General features: G+C 77.2%; 20 protein-coding genes and 1 pseudogene. 7 read left to right on the forward strand and 14 right to left on the reverse strand.

From position 1 onward, the window contains the following. Window positions 1-3 precede the first annotated feature (3 nt). The 7 genes from KG103_RS14020 to KG103_RS14050 all read right to left on the reverse strand — a co-directional run bounded on the left by KG103_RS14020 (window position 4) and on the right by KG103_RS14050 (window position 7,832). Complete coding sequence (locus KG103_RS14020) at window positions 4-843, reverse strand: siderophore-interacting protein (protein WP_207339153.1); 840 nt, start codon at window positions 841-843, stop codon at window positions 4-6. After that, window positions 840-1,697, reverse strand: a complete 858-nt coding sequence (locus KG103_RS14025; protein WP_207339154.1) for an ABC transporter ATP-binding protein — start codon at window positions 1,695-1,697, stop codon at window positions 840-842. The genes KG103_RS14020 and KG103_RS14025 overlap by 4 nt, the downstream gene beginning before the upstream one ends. A 26-nt stretch (window positions 1,698-1,723) precedes the next feature. Further along, entirely contained in the window at window positions 1,724-2,791 is a 1,068-nt protein-coding gene (locus KG103_RS14030; protein WP_207339155.1) for a FecCD family ABC transporter permease, read from the reverse strand. Beyond that, the gene (locus KG103_RS14035) at window positions 2,788-3,834 is read right to left on the reverse strand and encodes a FecCD family ABC transporter permease (protein ID WP_249670595.1); all 1,047 of its coding nucleotides are present in this window, start codon (window positions 3,832-3,834) and stop codon (window positions 2,788-2,790) included. Before KG103_RS14035 ends, KG103_RS14030 begins: the two co-directional genes overlap by 4 nt. A gap of 7 nt (window positions 3,835-3,841) precedes the next feature. After that, window positions 3,842-4,852: a Fe2+-enterobactin ABC transporter substrate-binding protein gene (gene fepB, locus KG103_RS14040; RefSeq protein WP_207339156.1), complete on the reverse strand. Its 1,011-nt coding sequence runs from the start codon at window positions 4,850-4,852 to the stop codon at window positions 3,842-3,844. 104 nt (window positions 4,853-4,956) lie between these two features. Next, entirely contained in the window at window positions 4,957-6,846 is a 1,890-nt protein-coding gene (locus tag KG103_RS14045; protein WP_207339157.1) for a 5-oxoprolinase subunit B/C family protein, read from the reverse strand. Continuing rightward, window positions 6,843-7,832, reverse strand: a complete 990-nt coding sequence (locus tag KG103_RS14050; protein WP_307860893.1) for a LamB/YcsF family protein — start codon at window positions 7,830-7,832, stop codon at window positions 6,843-6,845. Before KG103_RS14050 ends, KG103_RS14045 begins: the two co-directional genes overlap by 4 nt. Window positions 7,833-8,003: 171 nt before the next feature. Here KG103_RS14050 and KG103_RS14055 point away from each other — a divergent pair, with 171 nt between their 5' ends. Then, the gene (locus KG103_RS14055; protein ID WP_207339158.1) at window positions 8,004-10,592 is read left to right on the forward strand and encodes a DEAD/DEAH box helicase; all 2,589 of its coding nucleotides are present in this window, start codon (window positions 8,004-8,006) and stop codon (window positions 10,590-10,592) included. A 42-nt stretch (window positions 10,593-10,634) separates the two neighbouring features. On the opposite strand, the pseudogene KG103_RS19180 reads toward KG103_RS14055, so the two are convergent. The 7 genes and pseudogenes from KG103_RS19180 to KG103_RS14090 all read right to left on the reverse strand — a co-directional run. Then, window positions 10,635-11,051, reverse strand: a pseudogene (locus tag KG103_RS19180) (Rv3654c family TadE-like protein); the annotation flags it as partial. Next, complete coding sequence (locus KG103_RS14065) at window positions 10,961-11,341, reverse strand: TadE family type IV pilus minor pilin (protein ID WP_207339159.1); 381 nt, start codon at window positions 11,339-11,341, stop codon at window positions 10,961-10,963. The gene KG103_RS14065 and the pseudogene KG103_RS19180, both read right to left, overlap by 91 nt. Beyond that, window positions 11,338-11,592 carry a DUF4244 domain-containing protein gene (locus KG103_RS14070; RefSeq protein WP_249670596.1) on the reverse strand — a complete coding sequence of 85 codons (255 nt, stop codon included), beginning with the start codon at window positions 11,590-11,592 and terminating at the stop codon, window positions 11,338-11,340. Before KG103_RS14070 ends, KG103_RS14065 begins: the two co-directional genes overlap by 4 nt. A gap of 207 nt (window positions 11,593-11,799) precedes the next feature. Continuing rightward, entirely contained in the window at window positions 11,800-12,444 is a 645-nt protein-coding gene (locus KG103_RS14075) for a type II secretion system F family protein (RefSeq protein WP_249670598.1), read from the reverse strand. Continuing rightward, entirely contained in the window at window positions 12,441-13,112 is a 672-nt protein-coding gene (locus KG103_RS14080; protein WP_207339161.1) for a type II secretion system F family protein, read from the reverse strand. The genes KG103_RS14075 and KG103_RS14080 overlap by 4 nt, the downstream gene beginning before the upstream one ends. A gap of 52 nt (window positions 13,113-13,164) precedes the next feature. Next, the gene (locus KG103_RS14085) at window positions 13,165-14,406 is read right to left on the reverse strand and encodes a TadA family conjugal transfer-associated ATPase (protein ID WP_207339162.1); all 1,242 of its coding nucleotides are present in this window, start codon (window positions 14,404-14,406) and stop codon (window positions 13,165-13,167) included. Then, entirely contained in the window at window positions 14,403-15,107 is a 705-nt protein-coding gene (locus KG103_RS14090) for a pilus assembly protein FlpE (RefSeq protein ID WP_249670599.1), read from the reverse strand. The genes KG103_RS14085 and KG103_RS14090 overlap by 4 nt, the downstream gene beginning before the upstream one ends. Window positions 15,108-15,338: 231 nt before the next feature. On the opposite strand from KG103_RS14090, the gene KG103_RS14095 reads away from it, so the two are divergent. The 6 genes from KG103_RS14095 to allB all read left to right on the forward strand — a co-directional run bounded on the left by KG103_RS14095 (window position 15,339) and on the right by allB (window position 21,388). Beyond that, on the forward strand, window positions 15,339-16,451 hold the full coding sequence (locus KG103_RS14095) for an acetamidase/formamidase family protein (RefSeq protein WP_207339163.1): 1,113 nt from the start codon (window positions 15,339-15,341) through the stop codon (window positions 16,449-16,451). Then, window positions 16,448-17,995, forward strand: a complete 1,548-nt coding sequence (locus tag KG103_RS14100; protein ID WP_207339164.1) for an AtzH-like domain-containing protein — start codon at window positions 16,448-16,450, stop codon at window positions 17,993-17,995. The genes KG103_RS14095 and KG103_RS14100 overlap by 4 nt, the downstream gene beginning before the upstream one ends. A 130-nt stretch (window positions 17,996-18,125) precedes the next feature. Further along, window positions 18,126-18,734, forward strand: coding sequence for a 2-oxo-4-hydroxy-4-carboxy-5-ureidoimidazoline decarboxylase (uraD, locus tag KG103_RS14105; protein ID WP_207339165.1), 609 nt, complete (start codon window positions 18,126-18,128; stop codon window positions 18,732-18,734). Continuing rightward, window positions 18,731-19,051 carry a hydroxyisourate hydrolase gene (uraH, locus tag KG103_RS14110; protein ID WP_207339166.1) on the forward strand — a complete coding sequence of 107 codons (321 nt, stop codon included), beginning with the start codon at window positions 18,731-18,733 and terminating at the stop codon, window positions 19,049-19,051. The genes uraD and uraH overlap by 4 nt, the downstream gene beginning before the upstream one ends. 2 nt (window positions 19,052-19,053) lie before the next feature. Further along, on the forward strand, window positions 19,054-19,956 hold the full coding sequence (pucL, locus tag KG103_RS14115) for a factor-independent urate hydroxylase (protein ID WP_207339167.1): 903 nt from the start codon (window positions 19,054-19,056) through the stop codon (window positions 19,954-19,956). A gap of 76 nt (window positions 19,957-20,032) precedes the next feature. Then, on the forward strand, window positions 20,033-21,388 hold the full coding sequence (gene allB, locus KG103_RS14120; protein ID WP_207339862.1) for an allantoinase AllB: 1,356 nt from the start codon (window positions 20,033-20,035) through the stop codon (window positions 21,386-21,388). Window positions 21,389-21,430: the final 42 nt, after the last annotated feature.

A 21,430-nucleotide genomic window follows, 5' to 3' on the forward strand; every position in this document is an offset into this window, starting at 1 on the left:
ACGTCACGGCCGGGCCGCCGCGGCCTCGACCTCGAGCTCGCCGTCCACCCGGTCGTGGTCCGACTCCACCGCGTACCCGACCTCGCTCAGCCCGCGGTGCCAGTACCCGATGACGAGCTGGCGTCGCCGGTCGAAGCCCAGGTCACGCAGGTGCCCGCGCGCGAACCGCACCACCTGCGACTCCGCGGACACCCACACCCGCGCACCGCCCTCGCCCGGGAGGTCCACCTCAGCCATCGCGTCCTGCAGCAGCGTCGTCGTGCCCGGCTGCGCGCCGTCGCGGTGCAGCCAGCGCACCTGCACACCCGCCGGTCCGGCGAGCACCTGCTCCTCGGCGGCGTCGGCGACCTCGAGCAGCGCGACGCCGCGCGTCGTGCCGGGCAGCGCCTCGAGGATGGCCGCAGCGGCCGGCAGCCCCGTCTCGTCCGCCACCAGCAGCAACCAGTCGCACAGGCCGGGCACCAGGCCGCCGCCGCCCAGCAGCCCCAGCCGGTCACCGACACGCACCCGCTCCACCCACGCGGACGCCACGCCCGCGTCCCCGTGGCGGACCAGGTCCACGTCGATCGCGGACCCGTCGGGGTGCACGCGGCGCACCGTGTAGGTGCGCACCCGCTCGCGCTGCCCCGGCTGCCAGGTGTACCGGTGGCCGGCACGCTCGGGCAGGTCCAGCTCACCGTCCGGCCGGGGGAAGTACAGCTTGACGTTGGGCACCGACCGGCCGGACAGGTAGGCCTCGACCTCCGGCCCGGCGAAGGTGACACGGCGCATGCGCGGCGTGAGGTCGGTGACGGCCACGACACGCGCGGCGACGGGCAGGTGGGAGCGGTCGTGGTCGGTCATGCGGTCCGTCCGGGGAGGCGGGTGGGTGGTCCGTCGGCGAGGGCGCCGGCGGGGACGTCGGCGGGGAGCTCATGGTCCGGGTCGACCGGGACGACGACGGGTCGTCCCGTGACCGGGTCGGGCAGGCACAGGCAGCGGATGTCGTAGACCTCCCCGACCAGCTCGGCGGTCGCGACCTCCTCGACCGGGCCGGAGGCGACCACGCGCCCGTCCTTCATGGCGATGACGTGGTCGGCGTACCGGAACGCCATCGTCAGGTCGTGCAGCACCGCGACGATCGTGTAGCGCCCGGTCGCGTGCAGGCGACGGCACAGGCCGAGGACCTCCATCTGGTGCGCCACGTCGAGGAACGTCGTGGGCTCGTCCAGCAGCAGCAGCGGCGTCTGCTGCGCGAGCACCAGCGCCAGCCAGACCCGCTGCCGCTGGCCGCCGGAGAGCTGGTCGACGGGCACGTCCGCGAGCTCGGCGACACCGGTGGCGGCCATCGCCTCGCGCACGGCCCGCTCGTCGTCGGGCGACCACTGCCGCAGGAAGGACTGGTGCGGGAACCGCCCGCGGCCCACGAGGTCGGCGACCGTGATGCCGTCGGGGGCGAGCGACGACTGCGGCAGCAGACCCAGGCGACGCGCCACGTCCCGCGTCGAGTACTCGCGGATCTCCCGGCCGTCGAGCACGACCCGGCCGGCCGTGGGCGCGAGCAGGCGCGACAGGGCGCGCAGCAGCGTGGACTTGCCGCAGGCGTTGGGGCCGATGATCGCCGTGAACGATCCGTCCGGGATCTCGACGTCGAGGTCGGTCGAGACGGTCCGGCCGTCGTAGCCGAGCGTCACGCCGCGGGCCGCGAGCGTGGTCATGGGGTCCTCTCGTCGGGCGGCACGGGTCAGATCCTCCCCGGCCGGGTCAGCAGCCACAGCAGGTACACGCCGCCGAGCAGGCCGGTCATCAGCCCGATCGGCACGGCGGCCGCGAACGGCAGCCGCTGGGTCACCAGGTCGGTGGCGACGAGCAGGACCGCTCCCAGCAGACCCGCCGAGAGCACGGGCACCCGCGGGGAGCGCGTCAGGCGCAGCACCAGCTGCGGTGCCCCCAGCGCGACGAACGCGATGGGACCGGCCGCAGCGGTCGCGGCCGCCGCGAGGGTCACGGACGCCAGCACCAGCACCAGGCGGGTGCGCTCCACCCGTGCACCGAGCTGCTGGGCGGTGTCGTCGCCCATGGCCAGGAGGTCGAGGTGCCGGGCGTGCGCCAGCACCACGGGCAGCACGAGCACGAGGGCGACGGCCACGGTGGTGACGTGGTCCCAGGTGCGCCCGTTCACCGAGCCGGCGAGCCAGACCTGCGCACCGGCCACGTCGTCGATGTCACCGCGGGACATCACCAGGCTGGTCACGGCCTCGAGGACGGCGCCGACCCCGATGCCCACCAGGACGATGCGCGACGACCCGCTCACGCGACGGCGGACCGACAGCCCGTACACGACGAGCGCGGTGAGCACGCCCGCGCCGACCGCGGCGGCCGCCGTGGCTCCCGGCCCCGCGCCCACCAGGACGATCTGCACGACCGCACCGGTCGCCGCGCCCGCGGTGAACCCGATGACGTCCGGGGAGCCCAGCGGGTTGCGCGACAGCGACTGCAGCACCGCACCGGCGACGCCCAGGCAGGCGCCGACCAGGATCCCGGTCAGCACGCGCGGCGCACGGATGCGGGTGACGACCGTGCTCGCCGTCGTGTCCCCGCGCCCCAGCAGGACGTCCACGACGCGCGCCGGGGACAGCGCGAGCGAGCCGGTGCCCAGGGCCAGGACCGCGACGACCAGCAGCAGCACGCCGAGCAGCACGCACACGGTCACGGTGCGCGGGTGCAGGCGCCAGGACAGGGGGCCGCGGCGCAGGGTGACCGACGGCGCGGCGACGGTGCCCGTGCCGGCCGGGGCGGGCGTGGCGGTCACAGGCGCACGAACCTGCGTCGGCGCGCCAGCGCGACGAACACGGGCCCGCCGACGAGGGCTGCCATGACCCCGGCCCCGACCTCCTGCGGGTGGTCCACCAGGCGCCCGGCGACGTCGGCCACCAGCAGCAGGACCGTGGCCGCCAGGGCCGACGCCGGCAGGACGCGCCGCTGGTCGGGGCCCACGACGAGGCGCGCCGCGTGGGGTGCCGCCAGGCCGAGGAACGCGACCGGGCCCGCCGCTGCCGTCGCCGCCCCGGCGAGCACCAGCACCGCGACGGTGGCGAGCACGACGGTGCGACGCAGGTCGAGCCCGAGCGCGGTCGCGAGGTCCTGGCCCAGGCTCATCGCGTTGAGCCCGGGCGCGACCGCGACGCACACGAGCGCGCCGAGCAGCACGGCCCCGGCGACCACGGGCACCACCTCGGCCCCGCGACCCTGGAACGACCCCGTCATCCACTGCCGCAGCGCCTGCAGCACGCGGTCGCCGGTGTTCAGCACGACGAGCTGGGTCAGCGCGGCCAGGACGATCGACAACGCGGCGCCGGCCAGCACCAGCCGCACCGGGTTGGTGCCGGCGTCGTGCGCGCGGCCCAGCAGGAACACGGCGACCGCCGCGGCGCCGGCGCCGGCGAACCCGAACCAGACGTAGCCCGCGACCGTCGTCGCACCGAAGAAGGCGATGCCCACGACGATCGCGGCCGCGGCGCCGCCGCTCACCCCCAGCAGCCCGGGCTCCGCCAACGGGTTGCGCGTGACGGCCTGCAGGACCGCACCCGACAGCCCCAGGGCCACGCCGACCAGCAGCACCAGCGCGGTGCGCGGCACCCGCAGCTCCCGTACGACCAGGTGCAGGTCGTTGGTCGCGTCGTACGCCGTGACCGCCGTCCACGTCTCGTGCAGCGGGACGGTGCGGGACCCCAGGGCCAGGCTCGCCGCGGTGAGCACCAGCAGGAGGGCACCCGTGAGCACCAGCGCGGCCCGGCGCCGACCGGTGGTCGGCGCCGGGCTCGTGCGCTGCGGTGCGTCGGACGCGACGGGCACGGGTCGGTCAGCCCAGGTGCCCGACGACCGTGTCCACCAGCGCGGTCGCGCTGTAGTAGTCGAGGCGGAACGAGGTCGGACCCAGCTCGAACACCTGGCCGGTGGTCACCGCCTCCAGGTTCTGCAGGGTCGGCTCCGCGGTGAGCTCGGCGACGTCGTCGGGGGTGCCGGACAGCAGCCACACCTGCGTACCCGTGATCGCCGCGGTGAGGTTCTCGAAGGAGACCCACGCGACGTCCTGGCGCACCTGCTCCGAGGTGTCGAGCTCGTCGGGGGCGCCGACGACCTCGAGGCCCAGGTCACCCAGGATGCCCGCCCAGGGGGACGTCTCCTTGGCGATCGCCGAGTCGTCGGTGGGGCCGTTGTAGGAGACGACGGACACCGGACCGTCCGGCAGGGTCAGGGATTCGGCCGCCTCGGCGACGTACGCGTCGAAGTCGGCGATCGCGTCGGCCGCGCCGTCCTCGTGACCGGTGATCTCCCCGAGGTCGGTGGCCAGGTCCTGCCACGACTTGTCCGAGTAGTTGACGACGACCGTCGGGAACAGCTCGGCGATCTGCTCGTACTGGTCGAGCACGGAGTCGGCACCCGAGGTGGAGACCACGACCAGGTCGGGCTCCGCGCTGATGATCGCCTCGAGGTCGAGCTCGAGATTCGGGTAGAGCACCTCGACGCCGCGCTCGCGCGCCACGTCGCCCCACTGGCGGAAGAACCCGTCCTCGTCCGCGACGGCCGTGCCCGGCGCGGTCGCGGCGCTCGCCACGACCGGGGCGCCGATCGCCAGGAGCGTGCCGGTCACCGACGGCGTCGTCGACACGATCCGCTGCGGCGCGGCGTCGAGCGTGAGCTCGCCCTGCTCGTGGGTGACCGTGCGGGGCCACGACGCGTCCTCGGTGGCGTCGCTCGCCGGCGCCGATGCGGCCGGCGCCGCGGAGGACGACGCGCTGCACCCCGACAGGGCGAGCGCGACGGTCGCCGCGAGCGCGGCCAGGACGGTGCGGGGACGGACGTGCTTCACCTGTGCTCCTCGGGAGGGGGACGACGGCGGACGAGCCGCGGCAGGCGAGAACTTAGCACAGCCTTACCTATGCTCCGCGAGCGGTCCGGCGACGTCGTCGCTGGTCACGAGGGATGGATCGGCGGGACGTCAGTTCTGGCCAGGCGCACGCGCTGCCCGGGGCGCAGCTGTGCCGCGCGTGCCCGGCCCTCGCGCGTCAGCACGGCGACCACCGGGTAGCCACCGGTCACGGGGTGGTCCGCGCCGAACACCACCGGCTGACCGTCGGGCGGCACCTGGACCGCCCCGGCGACCAGGCCCTCGGACGGCAGCTCCCCGATCGCCCGGCGCATCAGCGGCGCGCCCGCCAGCCGCACGGCGACCCGGTTGCTCGCGGGCGACACGTCCCAGACCGTCGCCCACAGTGCCGCGCGGCCGCGGGCGTCGAGGTGGTCCAGCCGAGGGCCGTCCGACGCCGGGAGCAGGACGTGGCCGGGGACCTCGACATCAGGGCCCTCGACGCCCGGGACCGCGACACCCGGGATCGCGACACCGTGGACCTCGACACCGTGGACCTCGACGGCAGGGACGGGACCGTCCGGCAGCGCCGGCTCCGGCAGGCCGTCGACGTCGTCCCCCAGCGGCAGCACGTCCCCCTGTCGCACCGCCGCCGGCCCGAGCCCCGACAGGACGTCGGCGGAGCGCGACCCGAGCACGCTCGGCACGGCGAGGCCCCCACGCACCGCCACCCAGGTGCGCAGGCCCTCCGGCGGCGACCCGAGCCGCAGCACGGCACCCGCGGGGGCGCGGATCGCAGCACCGTGCGGCACCGCCGCACCGTCGAGGTCCGCGGCCACCGGCGCACCGGTCAGGGCGAGGGCCGTGGTCGCCGTGCACCGCAGCACCAGGCCGCCCAGCACGACCTCGAGCCCCGCCGCGGAGGGCCGGTTGCCGACGAGCCGGTTCGCACGGCGCAGCGCGTCCGGGTCGGCGGCGCCGGAGCGCGGCACCCCGACCGCCGCCAGGCCCGGTCTGCCGAGGTCCTGCAGCAGCAGCAGCGGCCCGGTGGCGAGCACCGTCACCGCCCGCGCGCCCGCGTGCGGGGCGACGGGTGGGGACGGGGCGACGGGTGAGGGCGGGGCGACGGGGCTGTCCGGGGCGACGGGGCTGTCCGGGGCGACGGTGCTGTCCGGGGCGACGGTGCTGTCCTGTGCGACGGTGCGGCCCGGGGCGTGTGGTGCGGCCGACGGTGGCGCTGCGCGTGGCGCCGCGACCGCCCGCGGGACGGCCGGCGCGGGCACGAACCGCACGACGTCGCCCGGCCTCAGCAGGGCCGCCGCGTCCCGCCCGCGGCCGACGTCGAACATCGCGACGGACGTCGTGCCCAGCAGCTGCCAGCCGCCGGGTGACGCCGCCGGGTAGACCGCGGTGTAGTCGCCCGCGAGGGCGACCGCGCCCGCCGGCACGCGGGTGCGGGGCGTCGCGAGCCGTGGGACGTGCAACCGCGGGTCGACACCCACCACGTACGCGAACCCGGGGGCGAACCCGCCGAACGCGACGCGGTACCCGCCGGGACCGCCTGCGAGGTGCCGCGCCACCACCTCCTCGACGGACAGGCCCGTCGCACGGGCGACCTGCGCCAGGTCGGGCCCGTCGTAGACGACCGGGATGTCGACGACCCGACCGGTCGGCCGGTCGCCCGCGGCGGGTCCGTCGGCGGCAGGTCCGTCAGCGGCAGGTCCGTCAGCGGCAGGTCCGGCGACGGCGGCGCGGGTCACGGCCGCCAGCCACACCGCGCGACGCCGCACGTCCCCACGCACGAGGACCGTGCGCGCCGCGGGCACGACGTCGACCACGCCGGGCGGAGGGTCGGTCCGGAGCACGTCCGCGAGGGCGGACACCCCGTCGAGGTCCGCGAGCTCGACGAGGACCGCGTCCTCACCGCACGGCAGGACCCGGGGCGTGCGGCCTCTCGCGTCCGTCCCGGGCGCGTCCGTCCCGGCGGCACCGCTCACCGAGCTGGTCCCTCGCCGCGCGCTCCATCACGCGGCGCCCGAGCCTCGCCGGGTCGGTCCGTCGCGGCATCGCCCGCGTCCAGCGCGGCGTCGCGCGGGTCGGGCGCCGGGAGGTCGTCGGGACGCACGCGGGGCGCGGCGACGTCGTCAGGGCGCACCCGCTGCGCACCGCCGGTGCGGGGTTGCGCCGCGCCGCCCGGCAGCAGCGGCACCTCGCCCGCCGTGCGGAACGGCCGGACCTCGACGCCCGCGGCGTCCAGCGCGGCGCGCACGGCGGTCGCGATGGCCACGGCCCCGGGGGTGTCGGAGTGCAGGCAGAGCGACAGCGCGTCGACCCGGACGACCGTGCCGTCGACGGCCGTGACGGTCCCGTGCACCGCCATCTGCACGGCGCGGGCGGCAGCCGCCTGAGGGTCCGTGACCAGGGCACCGGGCCGGTCACGCGGGACCAGCGTGCCGTCGGGTGCGTAGCCGCGGTCGACGAAGGCCTCGGCGACGATGCGCAGGCCGGCGGCCCGGGCCACCGCGAGCACGCGGGACCCCGGCAGACCCAGCACGGCCAGTGCGGGGTCGACCGCGAGGACCGCCTCGACGACGGCGCGGGCCTGCACCTCGTCGTGCACCACCGCGTTGTAGAGCGCGCCGTGCGGCTTGACGTGCGTCACGCGTGCACCGACCGACCGGGCCACCGCAGCGAGCGCGCCGAGCTGGTGCGCGACCTGGGCGCGCAGCAGCTCGGGTCGGACGTCGAGACGCCGTCGGCCGAACCCCTCGCGGTCGTCGTACGACGGGTGCGCCCCCACGGCGACACCGCGCTGAAGCGCCGCCGCGCAGGTCGCGGCCATCGTCGCGGAGTCACCGCCGTGGAACCCCGCGGCGACGTTCGCGCTCGAGACGAGGGTCAGCAGCGCGTCGTCCGCCGACGGCTCGAGACGCCACGGGCCGTCCCCCTCGCCGAGGTCCGCGTTCAGGTCGATGACACGCACCCCGCGATCCTCCCCCACCTGGCCTCCGACGACGCCCCACCCCACCGGCGGGTGGGCCATCCAGCCGTCACAGGCCAGGTGAGGAGGGGCGCGGGCCGGACCGCACTCTCTCGGGGGACGCGGGTGCGAGGGCGCTGCCGGTGCGGGCGAGGGTGGTGGGAGGATCGGGGGGTGGGGCCGGGCGAGCTGTTCGACGTGCTGCTCGCCGGTGGCCGGCGGGCGGACCGAGCGACCCACGTGCGGCACCTCCCGGCCCGGGAGGGCCGCCGCGCGGACTGGCCCGACTGGGCGGACCCGGACCTGGTGCGTGGCTACCGGGCCCTCGGTGTCGAGCGGCCGTGGGAGCACCAGGTCGACGCGGCGGACGCGGCGTGGTCGGGGCGTCACACGGTCCTGGCGACGTCGACCGGGTCGGGCAAGTCGCTCGCCTTCTGGTTGCCGGGGCTGTCGGCCGTGCGTCGCGGGGCCGCAGGGACGCTCCTCGACCCGGGGCGCATCGAGACGGTCCGTCGCCGACCCACCGTGCTCTACCTCAGCCCCACCAAGGCTCTCGCGGCCGACCAGCTCGCGGGTCTGGAGCGGCTGCTCACCGCTGCCGGGACGCGGGACGTGCGCGTCGCGACGTGCGACGGCGACACGTCGCGCGACGAGCGGCGCTGGGTGCGGGAGCACGCGGACGTCGTCCTCACCAACCCGGACTTCCTGCACTTCGCGATGCTCCCTGCGCACTCGCAGTGGTCCCGCCTGCTGTCGTCGCTCGCGTACGTGGTGGTCGACGAGTGCCACGCGTTCCGTGGTGTGTTCGGTGCGCACGTGGCGCTCGTGCTGCGGCGGCTGCGGCGGCTCGCCGCGGCGTACGGCGCGGCGCCGGTGATGGTCCTCGCGTCGGCGACGACGTCCGACCCCGCCGCGAGCGCCGCACGGCTCCTGGGCGTGGCCGCGCAGGACGTCCACGCCGTCACGGTCGACACGTCGCCGGCGGGCCGCAAGACGTTCGTGCTGTGGCAGCCGCCGGAGCTCCCGGGCGGCGGCGGGCCGTGGGCGTCGCTGCTGCCCGACGAGGACCCCTGGGCGACGGTCGTCCCCGTGCCACGGCGCGACCTGCACGCGGCCGACCCCGGGGACGACGACGCCACGGATGACGTCCCGACGTCCGGCGGCGCGACCCCGCCGGACGTCACCGCGGCGCAACCGGCCGCGCCCGAGGCGGGCGAGGGCTCGGGGCCGTTGGGCACCGGTGAGGACGTCGTCGCGCTGCCGCAGGACAACCCGCGGCGGACGGCCACCGCCGAGGTGGCGGACCTGCTCGCCGACCTGGTCGCGGCGGGTGCCCGGGTGCTGGCGTTCACGCGGTCGCGGCGCGGTGCGGAGTCGGTGGCCGCGGCGACCCGCGACCACCTGGCTGCCGTCGACCCGACCCTGCCGTCGTTGGTGTCGTCGTACCGCGGTGGTTACCTGCCGGAGGAGCGCCGCGCCCTCGAGCGGGCCATCCGGGCGGGTCATCTCCGGGCGCTGGCGACCACCAACGCCCTCGAGCTCGGTGTCGACATCTCCGGTCTCGACGCCGTGCTGATCGCCGGCTGGCCGGGCACGCGCGTGTCGCTGTGGCAGCAGGCGGGCCGCGCCGGCCGCGCCGGCGCCGAGGGGCTCGTCGTCCTGGTCGCCCGGGAGGACCCGCTGGACACCTACCTCGTGCACCACCCGGAGGCGGCGCTCGACGCCCCGGTCGAGGCCACCGTGTTCGACCCCGGCAACCCCTACGTCCTCGCGCCGCACCTGTGCGCCGCCGCGGCGGAGCGCCCGTTGCGCACGGAGGAGCTGGAGCTGTTCGGTGACCGCGCCCTCGGGCTGCTCACGGAGCTCACCGAGCGCGGCATCCTGCGTCGACGCGTCTCGGGGTGGTACTGGACGCACGCCGAGCCCGCCAGCCGCATGACCGACCTGCGCGGCGCGGGTGGCCAGCCGGTGCGCGTGGTGGAGACGGCGACGGGACGTCTGCTGGGTACGGTCGACGCGGCCTCGGCCGATGCCACCGTCCACCCCGGCGCGGTGTACGTGCACCTCGGGGCGACCTACGTGGTGGACGAGCTGCACCTCGACGACGGTGTCGCCCTGGCGACCCGGCGGGACGTCGACCACGGCACGTGGGCACGGTGGATCACCTCGACGGCCGTGGTCGACGTCGAGCGCGAGGTCGTCTGGGGGCCCGTCACGTGGTGCTACGGACAGGTCGACGTCACCACGCAGGTCGTGGGCTACCAGCGACGACGGATCCCGGACCTGCAGGTGCTGTCCACGCACGAGCTCGACCTGCCGGCACGGACGCTGCGGACCACGGCGGTGTGGTGGACCGCCCCGCCGGAGGTCCTGGCTGCCGCGGGAGTGACCCTGGAGGCCGCGCCGGGCGCGCTGCACGCCGCCGAGCACGCGTCGATCGGGCTGCTCCCCCTGCTGGCGACGTGCGACCGCTGGGACCTGGGTGGCCTGTCGACACTGGTGCACCCCGACACCGGCCACGCCACGGTGTTCGTCCACGACGGGCATCCCGGTGGGGCGGGTTTCGCGGAGCGGGGGTTCGGGCTCGGGCCGGTGTGGTTGGCCGCGACGCGCGACGCGATCGCCGCCTGCCCGTGCGCGACCGGCTGCCCGGCCTGCGTGCAGTCGCCCAAGTGCGGCAACGGCAACGAGCCGCTGGACAAGGCCGCGGCCCTCCGCCTGCTCACCACCGTGCTGTCCCACGCCGTGGGCACGCCCTCGTGACCCGCGTCGCCCGGCTGCGGCCGCCCCGCGCGGCCCGGCCCGGGCGACCTGGTGCGCGGACCCGAGCACGGCCGGTACCTGCACCTCGACGGTGACCGCACCGTGCGGTCCGACCGCGCACGCGACCATGCTCGCCCCGTTCCTGCCGGCCGCATCCGCCGCCCGGTCGCACGCGCCGGTCCCGCCGTCCGCGAGCAGCTGCGCGCCGGCCAGCGCCGCCAGGTCCGCCCCGCCCGCTGCCCGGGCCGCCGCGACGTGGGCCGACCCCACGAGCCCGGCGCCCCCGGCCAGCGCGACCGCGACGGCGACCACCGCGAGCAGGAGCACGGACCCCGAGCCGGCGTCGCGGGCGAGGGCGGCTCGCGTGCTCACGGTTCCGCCCGTGCGGTCGCGCTGGCACGCGCCTGCATCCCGCCCGGCCACCCGGTGAACGGGACACTCACGTCGACCGTCACCCACCCGTCCTCCCGAGTCAGGCCCACCCGTCCCTCACGGGCGCCGAGGACGCGGCGCGCTGCGGCACTCACCTCCGCGTCGGACTCACCGAGGGCAGCGACCCGTGCACCCGTGCGGGCGGCGTCCACGCAGGCCATCCGCGTGATCGTCGCCGCACCCGTGGCGAGGACGGCGAGCAGGACCACCGCCACGGCGACCAGACCCACGGCCAGCTCGGCGGTGACGGCGCCGCGGTCACCGCCGACGACCGCGGCACCGGCGGCCGGGCCGGCACCGCGGCGCCGCCGCGTCATCCGCCGAGCGCCTGCCGCACGATCCCCGTGAGCAGGCCCTTCACCTCGTTCCCCTTCAGCACGACCACCAGCACCCCCGCGAACCCGACGGCCGCCAGCGTCGCGATCGCGTACTCGGCGGTCGCCATGCCCGCGTCGCCCGCCCGCGCGTGCACGCCCCGCAGGCGCTCCACGGTCGACACCACCACCGAGCTCCGACCCACCGCGGCCCGTGCCCGCACCGCCGGCGCCCTGCCCGGGTGACCGGGCACCTGCCTCATCGTCCGTCCCATGCCGCACTGCTCCTTCGTCCTGGACCGGGCCCGCGACGCGGGCCGGGAGCCGGTCGGCTCCTGCGGCGAGCGTGCTCGGGCGGCACCTCACCGCGTGCGTCGACCGGGTGCACCGGTGGACGGCGCGCCACCACGGGTGGCTGTGGGTGGGTGAGCGGGGTGCGGCCCGCCCCTCCCGCCCGGCCGTCACCGACCACCGCCGAGCAGGTCACCGGCCAGGCCGACCACCACCGGGACGAGCCCGAGCAGGACGAACGCCGGCAGGAAGCACAGCCCCAGCGGCAGGGTGAGGCGCACGCCCAGCGCACCGGCGGCGACGCGCACGCGCGCACGGCGCTCACGTCGCAGGCGGGCGGCCGCGGCCCGCAGCTGCGGCCCGGGCGACGCACCCACCCCGCGGCCCGCGTCGAGCGCCCTTCCGAGCGCCGCGACGGACGGCGGCACCCCCGCCCACGCGGACTGCCAGGACGCCCCGAGTCCGAGCGCGGTCCCCACGTGCACGAGCGCCTGCCCCTCGGCGCCGGGCAGGTGCCGCCCGGTCGCCACGAGCGCGGTCGGCACGGCCGCACCGCCTCGCACGGCGGCGGCGCACAGGTCGAGGACGAACGCCGGGTCGAGGACGTCCACGTCGAGCCGGCCGACGCGGCGGCGGTGCACGCGACCGGCGGGGTGGGACCGGGCACCGGCCGACCACCGCCGGGCTGCGACGTCGGGGCCCCGCCACGCCGCGGCCCCGCCCGCGACCCGGCGCGGCGCACGCGCGACGACCCACGGCGACCCCGCCAGCAGCACGGCGACCGCGACGACCAGCCCGACCATGGGCGGGCTCACGATGCAGCCGCCCGACGCACGAGGGCGGCGACCCAGCCGCGCCCCGCGGCGAGCAGCAGCACGCCGGTCACCGCCAGCCCGCTGCCCAGCCCGCCGTCCAGCAGGACCCGCCACGGCTGCGCGCCCATGGCCGTCCCGACCACCAGGCCGATCACCGGGAGCAGGGTGAGCACCCGGGCGGTGGCACGCGGGCCGGCGAGGGCGGCCTCCAGGTCGCCGGCGAGCTCCGCGTCCGCGGCCACCGCGTCGGCGAGGTCCGCCAGCACGTCGGCCAGCGGCGCGCCGGTCTCGGACGCGACACGGGCCCCGGCGACGACGGCGCGAGCGCGCGATCGCTCCCCGCGCGCACCGGTCGACCCGATCAGCACGTCGACGTCGGGAACCTGCCCGTCGACCGCCGTGCCCAGCACGTGCGCCCAGGCGGCAGAGGGCGGGGCACCGGCACGGAGCTGTGCCGCGACGGCGTGCAGGAGCCCGGCCAGGTCGGTGTCGGGCCCGGACGGTGCGCCGCGTCGGCGCCACGGCCCCCACCCGCCCCGCAGCCGTGCCGTCAGCCGGCCCCGCGGACCGCGGGCACGACCTCGGCGCGCCTCGGGCGGGCGCCGCACGGGCGGGCCCCCCGCGGCGACGACCGCGAGCGCCACGAGCACGGCGACGAGGCCGCTCACGGGCCGGCACCGACGCGGTCGGCACGGACCGCCGGTGTGCCGAGGCACGCCCTCACGGCTCGGACCCGATCCGCTCGGACAGACGCCGCGCGCCCGGGCCCGTCCGGGTGGTCCCGTCCTCCCCCACCACGACGGCCGGTGTGACGCGCAGCCCGCCGTCCGTCCCGCGGTCGACCACCGCCACCTCCGCGAGGTACCGGCGCCCGGCGTCCGCCCCGCGCCGGACGCGTCGCACGTGGAGCACCGCGTCGACCGCGCTGGCGGCCTGCGCGGCCACCGCCGCACGGTCGAGGCCCGCGAGCGCCGCCAGCGCCTCGAGCCGCGCGGGGACGTCCGCCGCGGTGTTGGCGTGCAGCGTGGCGCAGCCTCCCTCGTGGCCGGTGTTGAGCGCGGCGAGGACCTCGCGCACCTCCGCGCCCCGGCACTCGCCCAGCACGATGCGGTCCGGCCGCATGCGCAGCGCCTGTCGCACGAGGTCCGCAAGGCCGACCCCGCCGGCACCGTCGACGTTCGCCGGCCTGCTCGTGAGGCGGACGACGTGCGGGTGGTCGGCGACCAGCTCACCCGCCTCCTCGACCAGCACGATGCGCTCGTCGTGCGGCACCAGGGACAGCAGCGCGGCGAGCAGCGTCGTCTTGCCCGCGCCGGTGGCGCCGGACACGAGCACGTTGCTGCGGGACCGGACCAGCCCTTCGAGCAACGGCACGAGCGGTGGCACGACGGCCCGCGCCGCCACCAGGTCCGGGAGCGTGAAGCCACGCGGCCGCACGACACGCAGGCTCAGCACCGTGCACGCCTCGGCCAGCGGCGGCAGCACCGCGTGCAGCCGGGTGCCGTCGGGCAGCCGGGCGTCGACGGTCGGCGCCGCGTCGTCGAGGCGGCGCCCCGCGGCGGCCGCGAGGCGCACGGCCAACTCCCGGACGTCTGCCGGCGTGCCCAGGTCGACCGGGACGCGCACCAGCGCCCCGGCGCGCTCCACCCACACCTCCTGCGGCGCGTTGACCAGCACGTCGGTGACGAGAGGGTCGTCGAGCCAGGGCTGCAGCGCACCGGCACCGACCAGCTCGTCGGCCACCGCGCGGACCGTCTCCGCGAGCGGCACCGGCCCCAGGAGCGTGCCGTGGGCCCGCAGCGCCTCGTCCACCAGCACCGCGAGGTCCGCGGATCCCGCCGGACGTACCCGCAGGTCGGCGCGGACCCGGTCCAGGACGGCGACGGGCGGGGCACGCCGTGCGGGTGCGCTGCTCCGGGCAGCCGTCGCACCCGCCCCGCGCCCGCTCGGCACCACGCTCATGCGGTGAGCCCGAGCCGACGGACCACGGTGTCGGCGGTCCGCGCGGCGCGACCGCGGCCACCGGGCCCGACTCGCTCGGCCCGCGCCGCGAGGGCACGGTCCGCGCGCCCCAGGTGCCAGACCTCCAACCCGCTCGCCTCGGCCAGGTCCGCGGCACCCAGGCCCGCCGCCCCCTGGACGACGAGCCCGCACCGGGTCCCCGCCGCGTGCAGCCGCGGGCGCAGCGCGAGCGTGCCCGCGACGCTGCGCAGGTCGGGGCGTGCGACCACGACCACCGCGTCGCACGCGGCGAGCGGCGCGTCCCCGTCCACGACGCCCGCGCGGTCGAGGTCGAGCACGAGCGCCCCGACCTCGCACGCGAGCGCGTGCAGGACGTCGAGCCGAACCCCCGCGTCGACGGGTGCCGACCGCGTCCGGTCGCCTGACAGCACGGCGCACGCGCCCCAGCGGGGCAGCAGCGCGACGACGTCGGCGCCGCGCACGTCCCCGCCCGCACCCCGCAGGTCCGGCCACCGCGCGCCGTCGACGTCCTCGACGCCGACCACGACGTCGAGACCGCCGCCGCCCCGGTCGAGGTCCACGAGCACCGTCGACGTGCTCCGTGACAGCCGCCGCGCGAGCAGCGCCGCGTGCGTCGACGCCCCGACCCCGCCGGCCGCGCCGACCACCCCCACCACCGTCGCCGTGCGTACCCGTTCCACCGTGCCTCCCTCCGCCACCGGTCCCAGGTCGGGCGTCCGTCGAGCCTGCTGCCCGGGGTGTGCCGGCACCGCACCCGGCGGGCACATCCGTGGACGACCCCTCCGACAGCCGGACGTGTGGTCGGGTCGACGCGGGATCAGGTGCCGCCTACCGGCCGGTCCGGGGCCCCGTCCACAGCCCCGTGGCACCGCGCAACATGCCGGACACCGACGCCGCCTACAGTCCGGCGCATGCTGCTCGACCCCGGTACCGGCCCCGTGCGCGCCGCCACCTACCTGCCGTCCACCCCCGAGAACGTGCTGTGGGGCCGGCTGCCGTGCGCGGGCGACGCCCCGGTCCTCACGGTGGACCCCGGCACCGAGGTCACGGTCGACACGCTCAGCCACGAGGGGCTGCTGGAGGACCAGGGCCGCGACCCCCGCGCGTACTTCGGCGCCCACGGGCTCACGGACGTGCTGTCCGACGCCGTCGCGCTCGCCGCGTCCGCGCACCCGCACGACCCCGTGCACGACGGCCCGCACGTCGTGACCGGGCCGATCGCCGTGCGCGGGGCGCGTCCCGGCGACGTCCTGGCCATCACGGTGCTCGAGACGCTGCCCCGCGTGCCCTACGGCGTGATCTCGAACCGGCACGGGCGCGGCGCCCTGCCGGGCGAGATGCCCGAGGGGGGCGCCGACGTCGTCAGCGTCCTCGCCCACCTGGACGCGTCCGGGACCCGCGCCGTCATGCCGCGCGCCGCCGGCAGCCCGCGCACCGTCTCGTTCCCCGTCGCCGCCTTCCCCGGCATCCTCGGGGTCGCGGTCGCGGGCGACGAGCGCCCGCACTCCGTGCCGCCCGGCGCGCACGGCGGCAACCTCGACATCAACCTCCTGCAGGCCGGTGCCACGCTGTACCTGCCGGTGCAGGTGAACGACGCCCTCGCCTACGTCGGCGACCCGCACTTCGCCCAGGGCGACGGCGAGGTCGCCCTCACGGCGCTCGAGGCCTCCCTGCGCGTCACGCTGCGGTTCGACCTGCTGCCGCGCGCGGACGCCGTCGCCGCCTTGGGCCCCCTGAGCGGTCCCCTGGTGCGCACGGCGGACCACCTGGTGCCCACCGGGCTCGACGTCGACCTGGACGAGGCGCTGCGCAAGTGCGTGCGTGCGGCGCTCGACCTCCTGCAGGCCCGGTTCGGCATGGACCGCGCCCACGCCCTGGCGTACCTGTCGGCGGCGACGGACTTCGACGTGTCGCAGGTCGTCGACCGCGTCACCGGGGTGCACGCCCGGATCCGCCTCGCGGACCTGGCGGAGCCCGCGAGCGGGGACACCGAGGGCGGGCCGAGCACCGGGGTCGGCGCATGAGGACGGACCCGCCCGCCGGCCTCCTCGAGGCCTTCCGCGCCTACGAGCGGGCGTTGGGCACCGACGACCTCGACGCCCTCGACCGGCTCTTCGCGCCCGGCCCGGACACGCTGCGCGGCGACCCGACGGGGCTCCTGGTGGGGCACGACAGCATCGCGGCCTTCCGCGGGGCACGCGGCGGCGCCCCGGCGCGCCGCCTGGTGGAGGTGCACGTGCGCACCGTGGACGACGAGCACGCCCTCGTCGTCGCCGTCACCGAGCTGCTGCGTGGCGGGCGCGGTCAGCAGACCCAGCTGTGGGAGCGGGGACCCACCGGCTGGGTGGTCGTCGCCGCGCACGTGCACACGTCCGCGGCGGCTGCCGACACCCGCGTGTGGCGCGTCCTGGGCGACCCGCTGGTCGCGGGAGCCGCGGTCGGCCCCCTGGCGAGGCGGGCGGTCGCGGTGAAGGACCTGTTCGCGGTCGCAGGTCAGCGCGTCGGAGCCGGCAACCCGGAGTGGTTGGCCGACGCCGACGTCGAGGGGTCGCACGCGACGGCGGTCGCACGCCTGCTCGCCGCCGGTGCGGACGTGCGCGGCGTGGCCCGCACCGACGAGCTGGCCTACTCGCTCGCGGGCACGAACGCGCACTCGGGCACACCGCCCAACCCCCGGGCGCCGGGCCGGGTGCCGGGGGGCTCGTCGTCGGGCTCCGGCGCCGCCGTCGCGCTCGGGCAGGCGGACATCGGCCTGGGGACCGACACCGGCGGGTCGATCCGCGTGCCCGCGTCGTACCAGGGCCTGTTCGGGGTCCGGACGACGCACGGCTCCGTCGCCACGACGGGCCTGGTGCCCCTCGCACCGACGTTCGACACGGTGGGGTGGCTCACCCGCGACGCGGACCTGCTCGCCGAGGTCGGCGACGTGCTGCTGCCCACCGGGAGCACGGGGACCTGGTCGGGGCGGCTCGTCGTGAGCGACGCCCTGCTCGCCGCCGCCCAGGACGACGTGGCCACGCGGGTCGCCGCGTTCGCGGACGCGGCCGGTGCCACCCCGACCGACCGGTGGGACGACGTCGACCTCGGCGCGTGGGCCGAGGTGTTCCGGGTGCTCCAGGCGTGGGAGGCCTGGCGCGCCCACGGCGACTGGGTGCGCGCGCACCCCGGTGCCCTCGGGGCGGACGTCGCCGGTCGGTTCGCCGTCGCGTCCACGGTGACGGACGCCGCGGGCCGGGCCGCGGGTGCGGCGCGCGAGTCCATCCGCGACCGGATCGTCGACCTCGTCGGTGACGACGTGCTGGTCGTCCCCGCGACGCCGTCCGTCGCGCCGCGTCCCGCCCCCGCCGAGCTCGACGCCGTGCGGGCGGCCACGCTGCGGCTGACGTGCGTCGCCGGGCTCGGCGGCCTGCCGGCGGTGGTGCTGCCCGCACGGCGAGGGACGGGACCGGGCGATCTCCCCCCGGTCGGACGGCGGGCGCCGCTGCCCGTCGGCGTGTGCCTCGTCGCGGCACCCGGACGGGACCGCGACCTGCTGGCGCTCGCCCGCGACCTCGCCGGCACCGGCTGACCCGACGGGCACGGGCACTGTCACCGGCACCGGCACCGGCACCGGCCACACGTATTCACGCTGCTGAAACAACCGTTTCCCTCGGGGACACATCCGGCGCCTACGGTCGGCGCGGGCGAGAGGACACGGGATGCTGCTGCAGGAGTTCAACGCGTTGCCGGTGGCGGACGCGCAGGCCGTCGTGGGCGCCTGCGCCGACGTGCCGTGGTGGGCGGCGACCGTCGTCGCGGCGCGTCCGTACCGATCGGTCGGCGACCTCCGGGCCCACGCCGCCGAGCAGGCACTGGCCTGGGCGCACGTCGACGTCGACGGGGCGCTGGCCGACCACCCCCGCATCGGCGAGCGGCACCGCGGCGACGGCCCGACGGCCGCGATGTCGACGTACGAGCAGTCCGGTGTGGACGCCTCCGACGCGGACGTCGCCGCGCGGCTCGCCGCCGGCAACGCCCGGTACGAGCGGCGCTTCGGGCGCGTCTACCTGGTGCGCGCCGCGGGACGCAGCAGCGCGGAGATCCTCGCGCTGCTCGAGCAGCGTCTCACGCACGACGACCTCACCGAGGCCGAGGTCACCGCGCAGCAGCTCCGCGAGATCGCCCTCCTGCGCCTGACGTCGCTCGTGACGGCCGCCCCGGCGCCCCGTGCCCCGCGCGACGCACCGCCGCGCGCCACGTCCGCGGACGCCGCACGCACGGTCCCCGCCGCACCCGCGGCCGTCCCGGCGGGGGGCCCGGTCGCATGACGACCTGCTCCACGCACGTCCTCGACGCCGTCGCCGGCCGCCCGGCCGTCGGCCTCGCCGTGACCCTGCTGGCGGGCGACGGCACGCCCCTGGAGGCGGGTCGCACCGACGCCGACGGACGGCTGCGCTGGGACACGGTCCTGGGCACCGGCCGGTACGGCCTGCGGTTCGACACGGCGGCGTGGTTCGCGACCGCCGGCGTCCCGACGGTCCACGCCGCCGTCCACCTGGAGGTGCTGGTCGACGCCGACCAGCCGCACTACCACCTGGCTCTGCTGCTGAGCCCGTTCGCCTACACCACGTACCGAGGGAGCTGACGATGGCCGTGGGAGACGTGGTCCTGGGGACCAACCAGTACGGGAAGGCCGAGGTGCGGCTCGTGCGCGTCACGCGCGACACCGCGGTGCACGAGATCGAGGACCTCACGGTCACCACGCAGCTGCGCGGCGACTTCACCGCCTGCCACACCACCGGCGACAACGCCCACGTCGTGGCCACGGACACGCAGAAGAACACCGTGTACGCGTTCGCGAAGGAGCACGGCGTCGGCTCCCCCGAGCAGTTCCTGCTGCGGCTGGGTCGGCACTTCGTCCAGGAGTTCGCGCAGGTCACCGGCGGACGGTTCGCCGCCGACGTGCACGCCTGGGACCGCATCGCGGTCGACGGTGAGCCGCACGACCACGCGTTCGTCCGCACGGGGCGCGAGACCCGGCGCACCGTCGTGCAGCTGGGCGGCGACGGGGCGCACGTCGTCTCCGGGTTCACGGGGGCCACGGTGCTCAAGACGACGGGCTCGGAGTTCTGGGGCTTCCCCCGCGACCGGTACACCACGCTCGGGGAGACGAAGGACCGCGTGCTGGCGACGTCGGTGACCGCCTGGTGGCGGTGGCGGACCGCGGACGTGGACTTCGAGACCCGCTACCCGATCGTGCGCGACCTGCTGCTCTCGACCTTCGCGCAGGTGCACTCCCTCGCGCTGCAGCACACCATCTTCGAGATGGGCCGCGCCGTCCTCGAGGCGTGCGACGACGTGGCCGAGGTGCGGCTGTCGTGCCCCAACAAGCACCACTTCCTGGTCGACCTCGAGCCGTTCGGGCTGGAGAACGACAACGAGGTGTTCTACGCCGCCGACCGCCCGTACGGACTGATCGAGGCGGCCGTGCACCGCGAGGGCGACGCCCCGGTGCCGCACGTGTGGGCCTGCGTCCCCGGGTTCGTCTGAGGGCCGCGCCGTGACGACCACCGCACCCGACGACGACACGCGTCCCGCGACGCCGGGGCCCGGCACCGCCGTCCGCCTGGCCGCACCCGCCCCCGGCGACCTCGTCGCCGGCGTCCGCGGCCGCCAGGTCCTCGTGGACGGGACCCTGCGCGCCGCGACCCTGCACGTCGCGGACGGCCGCATCACAGCGGTCGACGCGTACGACGCCCCGGTCGACGGGCCCGTGCTCACGGCCCCGGACCACGCCTACGTGCTGCCGGGCGTGGTGGACACGCACGTGCACGTCAACGAGCCGGGCCGCACGGCGTGGGAGGGGTTCGCCACGGCGACGCGCGCCGCGGCGCTGGGCGGTGTCACGACCCTCGTGGACATGCCGCTCAACAGCATCCCGCCCACCACCACGACGTCCGGCCTGGCCGCCAAGCGGTGCGCGGCGACGGGCCAGCTCTCGGTCGACGTGGCGCTGTGGGGCGGTGCGGTGCCCGGCAACCTGGACGACCTGCGCCCCCTGTGGGACGCGGGCGTGATGGGCTTCAAGTGCTTCCTGTCACCGTCGGGCGTCGACGAGTTCCCGCCCCTGGGACCGGCGGCGTTCGACGCCGCGCTGCGGACCGTCGCGGCGTTCGACGGGCTCGTCATCGTCCACGCCGAGGACCCGGCGGTGCTGGCGGACGCCCCCGTGCGCCCCGGCGGTGCCTACCGGGACTTCCTCGCGTCACGCCCGCACGAGGCGGAGACCGCCGCGATCGCGCGGGTCGTCGCGGGCGCCCGGACGACCGGCTGCCGCGTGCACGTGCTGCACCTGTCGAGCGCCCGCGCGCTGGACCTGCTCGCCGACGCCCGCGCCGAGGGGCTGCCCGTGACCGTGGAGACGTGCCCGCACTACCTGACGTTCGACGCCGAGGCGATCCCCGACGCGTCGCCGGCGCACAAGTGCTGCCCGCCGATCCGTGACGCCGGCAACCGGGAGGCCCTGTGGGACGGCCTGCTCGACGGGATCATCGACGTGGTCGTCACGGACCACTCCCCCGCGACGGCGCAGGAGAAGCTGCGTGGTGACGGGGACCTGCAGCAGGCGTGGGGCGGGGTCGCCGGGCTGCAGGTCGGCTTCCAGGCGGTCGCCCACGGCGCCGCGGCCCGGGGCATCGACGTCGCCCGTGTCAGCGGCTGGATGGCCACGGGGACCGCGGACCTCGTCGGGCTGCCCCACAAGGGCCGCCTCGCACCGGGTGCCGATGCGGACGTCCTCGTGCTCGACCCGCGGGTCCCGCTGCACGTGGACGCGCACGCGCTGGCCCACCGCAACCCCATCAGCGCGTACGACGGGGTCGAGCTCTCCGCATCGGTCACGGGCACGGTCCTGCGCGGGCGCGTCGTGGTGCGCGACGGGGCGGTGACCGCGGGCACGGGCCGCCTCCTGGGGCGTCCGTGACCCGCGGCGCACCTGGCCGAAACCTCGGTGAAACGGCCGTTT

Origin of the sequence: Cellulomonas wangleii (assembly GCF_018388445.1) — a bacterium.
Taxonomy (GTDB): domain Bacteria; phylum Actinomycetota; class Actinomycetes; order Actinomycetales; family Cellulomonadaceae; genus Cellulomonas; species Cellulomonas wangleii.